This is a genomic window from Propylenella binzhouense (assembly GCF_009866965.1).
GTDB lineage: Bacteria > Pseudomonadota > Alphaproteobacteria > Rhizobiales > Afifellaceae > Propylenella > Propylenella binzhouense.
This window is the reverse complement of record NZ_SPKJ01000130.1, coordinates 1-9,500: the sequence shown is the minus strand read 5'-3', so window position 1 is coordinate 9,500 and position 9,500 is coordinate 1. Positions and strand designations below refer to the sequence as shown.

9 protein-coding genes are annotated in these 9,500 nt (G+C 68.3%); 3 read left to right on the top strand and 6 right to left on the bottom strand.

Annotation, left to right across the window (positions count from 1 at the left end; all coding sequences use genetic code 11):
• Together secG and tpiA are read right to left on the bottom strand one after the other, a co-directional pair.
• Positions 1-420, bottom strand: a 420-nt coding sequence (secG, locus tag E4O86_RS20950; RefSeq protein WP_161142497.1) for a preprotein translocase subunit SecG, incomplete at its 3' end; no start/stop codon positions are given.
• Positions 421-473: 53 nt separating this feature from the next.
• Positions 474-1,220, bottom strand: a complete 747-nt coding sequence (tpiA, locus tag E4O86_RS20945; RefSeq protein WP_161142496.1) for a triose-phosphate isomerase — start codon at positions 1,218-1,220, stop codon at positions 474-476.
• 134 nt (positions 1,221-1,354) lie between these two features.
• Here tpiA and E4O86_RS20940 point away from each other — a divergent pair, with 134 nt between their 5' ends.
• Both E4O86_RS20940 and trpE read left to right on the top strand, forming a co-directional pair.
• Positions 1,355-3,244 carry a SurA N-terminal domain-containing protein gene (locus E4O86_RS20940; protein ID WP_161142495.1) on the top strand — a complete coding sequence of 630 codons (1,890 nt, stop codon included), beginning with the start codon at positions 1,355-1,357 and terminating at the stop codon, positions 3,242-3,244.
• Entirely contained in the window at positions 3,244-4,752 is a 1,509-nt protein-coding gene (gene trpE, locus E4O86_RS20935) for an anthranilate synthase component I (protein WP_161142494.1), read from the top strand. The genes E4O86_RS20940 and trpE overlap by 1 nt, the downstream gene beginning before the upstream one ends.
• A gap of 70 nt (positions 4,753-4,822) precedes the next feature.
• Here the strand turns inward: trpE and E4O86_RS20930 are convergent, their stop codons facing one another.
• Complete coding sequence (locus E4O86_RS20930; protein ID WP_161142493.1) at positions 4,823-5,524, bottom strand: hypothetical protein; 702 nt, start codon at positions 5,522-5,524, stop codon at positions 4,823-4,825.
• Between the two features lie 129 nt (positions 5,525-5,653).
• Positions 5,654-6,196, bottom strand: coding sequence for a riboflavin biosynthesis intermediates N-glycosidase (gene ybiA / locus E4O86_RS20925; protein ID WP_161142492.1), 543 nt, complete (start codon positions 6,194-6,196; stop codon positions 5,654-5,656).
• 327 nt (positions 6,197-6,523) lie between these two features.
• On the opposite strand from ybiA, the gene E4O86_RS20920 reads away from it, so the two are divergent.
• Positions 6,524-7,573 carry a thioredoxin family protein gene (locus E4O86_RS20920; RefSeq protein ID WP_161142491.1) on the top strand — a complete coding sequence of 350 codons (1,050 nt, stop codon included), beginning with the start codon at positions 6,524-6,526 and terminating at the stop codon, positions 7,571-7,573.
• Here E4O86_RS20920 and cobO read toward each other — a convergent pair.
• A complete protein-coding gene (gene cobO, locus E4O86_RS20915; RefSeq protein WP_161142490.1) occupies positions 7,570-8,193 on the bottom strand; it encodes a cob(I)yrinic acid a,c-diamide adenosyltransferase in 624 nt (207 codons plus the stop codon). The genes E4O86_RS20920 and cobO overlap by 4 nt on opposite strands.
• The coding region (locus tag E4O86_RS20910) for a cobaltochelatase subunit CobN (RefSeq protein ID WP_205521017.1) at positions 8,190-9,500 on the bottom strand (1,311 nt) is incomplete at its 5' end. The genes E4O86_RS20910 and cobO, both read right to left, overlap by 4 nt.

The following is a 9,500-nucleotide window of genomic DNA, read 5'->3' as shown; positions in this document are numbered from 1 at the left end:
TGCCGCCGGAGCGCTCGGAGCCGGAGCGGCGCCGGAGGGGGCCGGCGGCTGCGGCGCCGCGGGCGCCGACGGCTCGCGCCCGACGCTCTGGAGCTGCTCCAGAATGCCCGGTCCGCTACCCGGCGTCTGCGTCGTCCCGCCGGCCGGCGCGGACGGAGCCGTGCTCGCCGGAAGCTGGTCGAGAATGTCGGCGGGGCGGGATTCCAGCCGGGCCAGCAGCGTGAGCCCGATCGAGGTCGCGAAGAAGACCGCGGCCAGGATGCCGGTGGAGCGGGTCAGAAGGTTGCCCGCGCTCCGCCCCGACAGGAAATTGCCCGATCCGCCGATGCCGAGCGCGCCGCCTTCGGAGCGCTGCAGCAGCACCAGGCCGATCATGGCCAGCACCACCATAAGGTGGATCACGATGAGAACTGTCTGCATAAACCTCTTCCTCGGCCGCGGCTTCTACACGAGGCGCGCCGTGCATTGAAGGCTCAAAGCGGGGCCGCGGCCGCGATGATCGCCAGGAAGTCCTTGGCCTTGAGACTCGCGCCGCCGACGAGGCCGCCGCCCACATGCGGGATCGCGAGGATCTCGGCGGCATTCGCCGGCTTCATCGAGCCGCCATAGAGAATCCGGACGGAATCGGCGGCCACTCCGAACCGCGCCCGGAGCGCGCGGTGGATATGGGCGTGCATGGCCGCGATGTCATCCCCGGTCGGGGTCCGGCCGGTGCCGATCGCCCAGACGGGTTCGTAGGCGATCACGATCCGTGCGGGATCCCCGTCCGGCACAGAGCCCTGGAGCTGCCGCGCGACGACCTCCTCCGCCCTGCCCGAAAGCCGCTCCGCCTCCGTCTCGCCGACGCAGACGATCGCGCCGAGCCCGGCCCGATGCGCCGCGGCCGCCTTGCCGCGGACCAGCGCGTCGGTCTCACCGTGGTCGGTCCGGCGCTCCGAATGGCCGACGATCACGGCGACGGCACCCGCGTCGGCCAGCATCTCCGCGGAGACGTCGCCGGTATGGGCGCCCGCGGCCTCGGCATGGCAGTCCTGCCCGCCCACCGCGACCGCGCCGTCCTTCAATGCCCAGGCGAGCTGCGCGATCAGCGTTGCCGGCGGGCAGATCATGACGTCCGCATCGCCGCCGGCGGCGGCCAGGCCCTCCGCGACCGCGCGCGCCTCGGCGATGTCCGCGGCGAGTCCGTTCATCTTCCAGTTGCCGGCAATCAGCTTCCGCATGCGTCCATGAGCCCCGGTCGGCGGCGGCGGACGTGACCGGCCCGCGCCACCTTGGCATCGGGACGCCGTGCCACTAAGGTCCGTCCGCCGGGCCGGGTCTGCCCGGCCTTTTTCTATCGGGACGAGGGTGTTCCATGCTCGATCAAATGCGTCAAGCAGCCAGCGGCTGGGTGGCCAAGGTTCTGCTCGCGCTCCTGATCGTGAGCTTCGGGATCTGGGGCATTTCCGGCCAGTTCTTCGGCTATGGCACCGGACAGCTGGCGCGCGTCGGCGACGCGGAGATCAGCGCCCAGGAATTCCAGCGCGCCCTCGGCCGGCGGATCGACCTTCTCGGCCGCCAGGCCGGCACCACCCTCACGCTCGAGCAGGCGCGCATGTTCGGCATCCCGCAGCAGGTGCTCGGCGAACTCGTCACGCAGGCCGCGCTCGACGACCAGGCCCAGGATTACGGGCTCGGAATCTCCGACCTGGAAGTCGCGCGCGAGATCCAACAGGATCCAAGCTTCCAGGGTGCCGGGGGCCGCTTCGACCGCGCCCGCTTCCAGGCCCTCCTCCGGAATGCCGGGCTGCCGGAGGACGACTATGTCCGCGACGTCCGCCAGCGCGCGCTCCGCAACCAGATCCTGGTCTCGATCGGAAGCGGCATCTCGGCGCCCGATCCGCTCGTCGAAGCGTTCTACCGCTATCAGAACGAGACGCGGACCTTCTCGACCCTCATTGTCGATGCCGCCGCGGTCGAGGATCCGGGGCAGCCGGACCAGGCTGCGCTCGACAGCTATTTCCAAGCGCACAAGGACGAGTTCAAGGCTCCGGAATACCGGAAGATCGGCACGATCGCGCTCGACCCGAAGGCGATCGCCGACCCCGCCTCCGTGCCGGACGCCGACGTCGCGACCGAATACGAACGACGGAAGCAGGAATTCAGCCGTCCGGAGCGCCGGCGCGTCGAGCAGATCCGCTACGACAGCCGCGAGGCGGCGGAGCAGGCGGCCCAGTCGGGAAAGGACTTCCTCGCGCTCGCGCAGGAGCGCGGGCTGACCGAATCGGACGTCGACCTCGGATTGAAGTCCAAGGCGGAGATCGTCGACCGCAAGGTCGCCGACGCTGCGTTCGCGGCGGCGCAGGGCACGGTGGTCCCCGTGGTCGACGCACCGCTCGGCCCCGCGCTGGTGCGCGTGACGGAGATCCAGCCCGGCTCGGTCACGCCGCTCGAGGAAGTCTCCGACCGGATCCGGACCGAGCTCGCGGAGCATGCGGCGGCGGACCGCGTCGCCGACCTCTACGACCGGGTCGAGGACGAGCGTGCAGGCGGCGCCACCCTGCAGGAGGCGGCGCAGAAGCTTTCCCTCCCCTACCGGGTGATCGAGAGCGTGGACCGGACCGGCGAGGCGCCGGACGGGACGGAGGTGGCGGACCTCCCCGGTGGCGGCGCGCTGCTCACCCAGGCCTTCGAGACCGATCCGGAGATCGAGACCGACCCGATCCGGACCGGGGACGATTCCTACGTCTTCTACGTCGTTCTCGACGTCATCCCGGAACGGGAGCGGACGCTCGACGAGGTGCGTGACGCGGTCGCCGCGGCCTGGCGCAAGGACGAGATCGAGCGCCGCGTGAGCGCGCGGGCCGCCGCATTGTTCGACCGGCTGAAGGCCGGCGAGAGCCTGGAGACCCTGGCGGCGGAGATCGGCAGGCCGGTGCAGCGGATCGAGGGCGCGACCCGCAGCGAGCCGAAGGAGGGCCTCAGCCGGAACGCGCTCGCGCAGGGTTTCGCCGGCCCCGAGGGCCATGTCGTCAACGCGGAATCGGACACGCCGCCGGCGCGCATCCTGCTGCGGGTCGACGGCGTCTCCGCACCCGCCTTCTTTGCGGAATCGGAGAGCGCCCAGACGCTGCGGACCAACCTCGCGAACGCGCTGGAGAGCGATCTCCTCCAGGCCTATGCCGCGCACATCATGCAGGGGCGGCCGGTGCGGGTGAACAACACCGTCTACGCGCAGGTCACCGGCGAAAACCGGAGCCAGTGATGCTGATCGAGCCCGCGTTCGAGGCCTTTGCGGCGCGCTATCTCGCAGGGGAGCCGCAGCTCGTCTGGACCCGGCTCGTGGCCGATCTCGAGACGCCCGTCTCCGCCTATCTCCGCCTCGCCGCCGGGCGCGGCAACGCCTTCCTGCTGGAATCGGTGGAGGGCGGCGCGGTCCGCGGCCGCTATTCCATGATCGGGCTCAACCCCGATCTGGTGTTCCGCGCCGAGGGCGCGCGGGCCGAGATCGCCCGGCTGCCGAACCTCGCGCGCTACGAGCCCTGTCCGGAGGACACGCTCGCCGCGCTGAGGCGCCTGCTCGCGGAGAGCCGGATCGAGATCCCGCGCGGCCTGCCGCCCATGGCCGCCGGCGTGTTCGGCTATCTCGCCTATGACGCGGTGCGGCTGATGGAGCGCCTGCCGGAGCCCAATCCCGGCGGGATCGGCGTCGCCGATTCCATCTTCATCCGCCCGCAGATCGTCGCGGTCTTCGATTCCGTGAAGGACGAGATGACGATCGTCACTCCGGTCCGGCCGCGCGCCGGCGTCTCCGCACGGGACGCCTACGACCGCGCCGTCGACCGGCTGAGCGAGACGATCGACGCGCTCGACCGGCCGCTGGAGCGGAGCGCGGAGACCGCGGACGTGTCGCTTGCGGCCGAGATAGTCTCCAACACCACGCCGGACGAATATCGCGCGATGGTGGGGCGCGCGAAGGACTACATCGCGGCCGGCGACATCTTCCAGGTCGTGCTGTCGCAGCGCTTCGAGGCGCCGTTTCCGCTGCCGCCCTTTTCGCTCTACCGCGCGCTCCGGCGGACGAACCCGGCGCCGTTCCTCTATTTCCTGGATTTTGGCGATTTCGCCGTGGTGGGCTCGTCGCCGGAGATCCTGGTGCGCGTGCGGGAGGGCGAGGTCACGATCCGGCCGATCGCGGGAACGCGCCCGCGCGGCCCAACGCCGGAGGAGGATCAGCGTCTCGGCGAGGAGCTGCTGGCGGATCCGAAGGAGCGCGCGGAGCACCTGATGCTCCTCGATCTCGGCCGCAACGATGTCGGCCGCGTCGCGACGCTCGGGACCGTGAAGGTCACCGACCAGTTCTTCCTGGAGCACTACAGCCAGGTCATGCACATTGTCTCGAACGTGGTCGGAAGGCTGCGCGAGGGTTGCGATGCGCTCGACGCCCTCGTCGCGGGCTTTCCGGCCGGCACCGTCTCCGGCGCCCCGAAGATCCGGGCGATGGAGATCATCGACGAGCTCGAGAAGGAGAAGCGCGGCATCTATGCCGGCTGCGTCGGCTACTTCTCCTGCGACGGCGAGATGGACACCTGCATCGTGCTGCGCACGGCCGTCGTGAAGGACGGCCGCATGTACGTCCAGGCCGGCGCCGGCATCGTCGCCGATTCCAATCCCGCTTCCGAGCAGGCGGAATGCGTCGCGAAGGCGAAGGCGCTGTTCCGGGCGGGCGAGGAGGCGCGCCGCTTCGCCACCCAGGCGGGACGCGGCCAATGACCGGCCTGCGCCAGGTCGTGGCTGCTATATGGCGCTCATCATGACAGCGTAGACGATAGCCACGCTATCATTACAACTTCCTCGACTCACAGGCACGTCTGAGGGCCGCGAAACTATCGCGTGCACCCGTCAAATCGAAAGTCCCGGCCGCTCCCGCGACTTCGACGGCGAGAAGCGTGGCAGAGGGTCCGGCGTTGCTCTCGATCAGGCTGATTGCGCGCGCCGCGTCGGCGAGACCAATGCCGATGGCGATACGATTGGTCGTGGCCATGTAGCCCGTGGTGAGAGTCGCGGTCACCCGGGCACTGCCGTTCGCGGTGGCCAGTGACCCTCCGCCTGCGGCGCGAAAGACGACCGGGATCGGCACGTCGAAGCGAAGCTGACGCAAAGCTGCATCCGGATTGTCGATCGAAATATAGATCGACGGGCCGCTGCCGCGGCATTCCACGGACATGCCGAAGCCGCGATCGATCGCGCCAACATAGCTTATGCGCGGTATCACAGCCGGCCCACCTGCCGTCGGCGACTCCCAAAATCGCCAAGCGGGCGGCCGCGCGTGGCCGGGCGGTTGCGGTACTGCCGGCGGCGGGTCGGCGCGTGTCGGGCCGGCAAGAATTCCGGCATTTCCCGCCAGCGCGACCGCCACGACGATGGCTGCAGCAGGCACGCGCGGCCTTTGCCAAACACTTGGCGAAGCACCTGGCGGACGGTCGTTGCCACTCCTCGCGCCGCGAATGCAGCCTTCAATGCGGCGGGCGACCCGTGTGGCCATTTCCAGGTCCGCAACTCGGCAAAGATATCATCGATAAAGCTGGAGAGCGAAGCAACAGGCGTCGCCCTCAATCTTTGCGGGCAAGGTGAGCCGAAACAGGATTGCGCGCAAGCCCGCACAATTGGGCGGTCACCCTCGTTGCAGCGGGCCATTGCCGCGCAATCGCGCACGTACCTCCATCACCACCCGGCCCGCCCAGTTGAAACCGGCACCGTCGGGGCCCGTGCCCCAGAACGGTTCGTCCGGCGAATCCTCGACCAGTTCGGCGTCGCCGGTTGCCAGCAGCAGGACTGTCAAATCGGCGTTCTGCGTAAACTTGGCGAGGTCCGCGCGACGCATGATGTCGAGCTTCACGTCATGCCAGTCGGGGCGCGGCTGCTGGTCGTTTTTGCGAAACCATGAATTCTGGGAGATACGGCGCGGTGCCGACGGCGGAGCCGCAAGGCGCTTGGCCAAGCCGGGACGAATGGCTGCCCGGATCGCCGCCTTGTAGTCCGGGTTGGCCGATTTCTGCGCCTGATAGTAGTGCTCCACCGTCGGCCAGTCTTCGCCGTCGATAACGATCGGGCTCGGATGGAAATGCGAGAGAAAGCGGAAGCGATCCCGGTCCCGGCCGAAGTAGAGTATTCGGTTATCTGGCGGAACAACGATGTCCGGTCCGTCGACGATCATGGCTTCAGCTCCAATCGCGCAGGCGCGCGGCTGATCGCCGGATACTCTCCGCCGCCCGACCAATCACGGCAATGAACACTTGCGTCGCCGTTGTCCGGGACGCAGATCGGCGCGGCTCGGAATTTGAATGAAAACAAGTATTTGGTCGGTGACAGAGCGGGGTCATGACAGGCATCCAACTCCCACCTTTAACCGTGCCGCTGCATCCGCATCAGAAGTATGCTATCGACGGTGCAGCCGCTGAGACCTTCGCCAATGAGACGATCGCTCCTTATAGCACTTCTCTATGTTTGGGGTTTGCCGGGAGCTCTCGCCCAGGGTCTCGCCATGTACGATGTCGCTGGAGGCGATTTCGAGCAGGCGGTGATTGCCGAGTCGGGAAAGCAGCCGGTGGTCGTCATGTTCCGCAGCGATGCCTGCGCACCCTCGCCGTGCAACAGGATGACCATCGAGGCGCCACAAATGGCGTTTGCCGCTTTTGCGGGCCAAGTAAAATTCTACACGGTTAACATCGACGTCGAGCGGACGCTGGCCGAGACGTATCAGGTCACCGAGGTGCCCCGCATCGTGGTGTTCAAAGATGGCGTCGCCACCGCTTCTCGCGCCGGCGACGTTGAGATGAACCCTTTGTTTCAGTTCTTTGCCGCCCAAGCGTCGCCCGAGGCCAAACAGGCTTACCAGAAGCCACCTCAAGAGTTCGAAGCGAAGCGTCCGCAGGGCGCCGAACTCAAGGCGATCGGCGGCTGGGAGATCGAGCGCGACGGACAGGGCATCGCCTATGCGCTCCGGGCTTCCAAATATCTGCGCAAGCTGGATGAGACGAAGGCCGGGCCGTGGACGGTCACAGGTTCGGCAGCGCTGTCGTTACGCTACAATCCCGAAAAGCAGGAAGCCGTTTGGGACGTTGCGTATTGGCAGGAAATCACGCGGCCGGCGCGCCCTGACGAGGAATCGGCTCTGCAGGCCTCCGGCGCCAGGGTCGTTGTCGAGCATCCCGGCAGTCCGGTGATCATGAAGCTGGATGGCGAGCAAGTGGCGGCACTGCCGGATCCATTGATGCTGCAAGCCGCTGAAACGGCAAAGGCCATCGACGCGGGCACCAACGCGGCACAGGCGCCGTGGGAACCAAGAAGCCGCTTTCAATCCGTCGTCGCCAACCAATACCTGCAAAACATACGTCTTGGAGACATGACAGCGGCACGATTTGAAAGGCTTTTCGTCGACGGCAAGGTGGTTCAGTTCTCGATCACCGTCGATCGCCAAAACGTGGTCTTGTCCGAAATAGCGCTCGAAGACACGCAGAAGGCGCTTGCCTATCTCAAGGCCGAACGGACCTATGAGTGGCGAAAGCAAAACGCGATCACATTACCTCGCTAGAACTCGATCCCCCGCTGCGCCTTCACGCCCGAGCGGAACGGGTGCTTCACCTGCTCCATCTCGGTGACGAGGTCGGCCGCCTCGACGAGCTCCTCGCGGGCGTTCCGGCCCGTCACCACGACGTGCTTCATGCGCGGGCGGGCATTCAGGACCTCCAGCACCTCGCCGAGATCGAGATATTCGTACCGGAGCACGATGTTGAGCTCGTCGAGGACGACGAGGTCGTGCTCGGCGTCCATGACGAATTCCCTCGCCTTCTCCCAGGCCGCCTTCGCGGCGGCGATGTCGCGGGCGCGGTCCTGCGTCTCCCAGGTGAAGCCCTCGCCCATGGTAGCGAACGTGACCTGATCCCCGAACTTCTCCAGCGCGACGCGTTCCCCGGTCTGCCAGCGGCCCTTCACGAACTGCACGACGGCGACCTTCATGCCGTTGCCGAGCGCGCGGAAGACGAGCCCGAACGCCGCGGTCGACTTGCCCTTGCCCTTGCCGGTGTGGACGATGAGGAGGCCCTTCTCGATCGTCTTCGTGGCGATGATCTTGTCGCGCGCCTCCTTCTTGCGGCGCATCTTCTCCGCGTGCCTGGCGTTGACCTCCGCCTCGGACAGGTCTTCCGTCTTCATGGCGCTTCCCCCGCGATCGCTGCCAGGTCCCGATACGTGCTGTTGCGGCGCGGCGCCCACAGGCCACGGTCGATCGCCTCGCGGAAGCGCGCCGCGATCTCCCTCAGCGCCGGCGGATTGTTCTGCGAAATGAAGCCGCGCACCGCCTCGTCCTCGATATAGGCGTCGTAGAGCTGGTCGAAATGGTGGTGCCCCACGGCGTCGGTGGTAGCCGCGAAGGCGAACAGATAATCGACCGTCGCGGCGATCTCGAAGGCGCCCTTGTAGCCGTGCCGCATGACGCCCGCGATCCATTTCGGGTTCGCCGCGCGGCCGCGCACCACGCGCGCGATCTCCTCCTCCAGCGCGCGCACGAGCGGCCGCTCCGGCCGGGAATGATCGTTGTGGAAGATCCGCGGCGCCGCGCCGCGGAGCGTCTCCACGCTCGCCGCGAGCCCGCCCTCGAACTGGTAGTAATCGTCGGAATCGAGGAGGTCGTGCTCGCGATTGTCCTGGTTCTGGACGATCGCGTCGACCGCGGCGAGCCGCGCCTCCAGCATGTCGCGCGCGCCGCGCCCCTCCGCGCCGCCGCCATAGGCGTAGGCCGACCATTCCAGGAAGGCCGCGGCGAGATCGTTCCGCCCGCTCCAGATGCCTTCGTCGATGAGCGCCTGGAGCCCCGCCCCGTAGGCGCCGGGCTTCGAGCCAAAGACGCGGTAGGAAGCGGTCCGCCGCGCCTCCTCGCGGGGCAGGCCGGCGGCCGCGAGGCGCTCCGCATCGGCCGCGATCCGGGCGGCGACGGGGTTCGCCTCGGCCGGCTCGCCGCGCTCGGCGACCGCCTCGACCGCTTCGTGGAAGAGCGCGATCTGCGCCGGGAAGGCATCGCGGAAGAAGCCCGAGATCCTGAGCGTCACGTCGATCCGCGGCCGCCCGAGCTCCGAGAGCGGGACGATCTCGATGCCGGTGACGCGGCCGGAGGCGGCCTCCCAGACCGGCCGCACGCCGAGAAGCGCGAGCGCCTGGGCGATGTCGTCGCCGCCGGTCCGCATGTTGGCGGTGCCCCAGACCGTGAGGGCGATCGCCTTCGGCCATTCGCCCTCGTCCTGGAAGTAGCGCCCGGCAAGGAGTTCCGCCGAGCGGCGCCCGATCTCCCAGGCCGCCTTGGTCGGCACGGCGCGCACATCGACGGAATAGAAGTTCCGCCCCGTCGGCAGGCAGTCCGCGCGGCCGCGGCTCGGCGCGCCGGAGGGCCCCGGCGGCACGAAGCGGCCGCAGAGGGCGTCGAGCACGGCGCCGCTCTCGCGGCGGCCGGAGCCGTCGAGCGCGGG

Bases quoted from the DNA above. Each gene is read 5' to 3' on its own strand.
- tpiA (WP_161142496.1), bottom strand. From the start codon at position 1,220: ATGCGGAAGCTGATTGCCGGCAACTGGAAGATGAACGGACTCGCCGCG.
- E4O86_RS20940 (WP_161142495.1), top strand. From the start codon at position 1,355: ATGCTCGATCAAATGCGTCAAGCAGCCAGCGGCTGGGTGGCCAAGGTT.
- trpE (WP_161142494.1), top strand. From the start codon at position 3,244: ATGCTGATCGAGCCCGCGTTCGAGGCCTTTGCGGCGCGCTATCTCGCA.
- E4O86_RS20920 (WP_161142491.1), top strand. From the start codon at position 6,524: ATGTACGATGTCGCTGGAGGCGATTTCGAGCAGGCGGTGATTGCCGAG.
- E4O86_RS20930 (WP_161142493.1), bottom strand. From the start codon at position 5,524: ATGGCCACACGGGTCGCCCGCCGCATTGAAGGCTGCATTCGCGGCGCG.
- cobO (WP_161142490.1), bottom strand. From the start codon at position 8,193: ATGAAGACGGAAGACCTGTCCGAGGCGGAGGTCAACGCCAGGCACGCG.
- ybiA (WP_161142492.1), bottom strand. From the start codon at position 6,196: ATGATCGTCGACGGACCGGACATCGTTGTTCCGCCAGATAACCGAATA.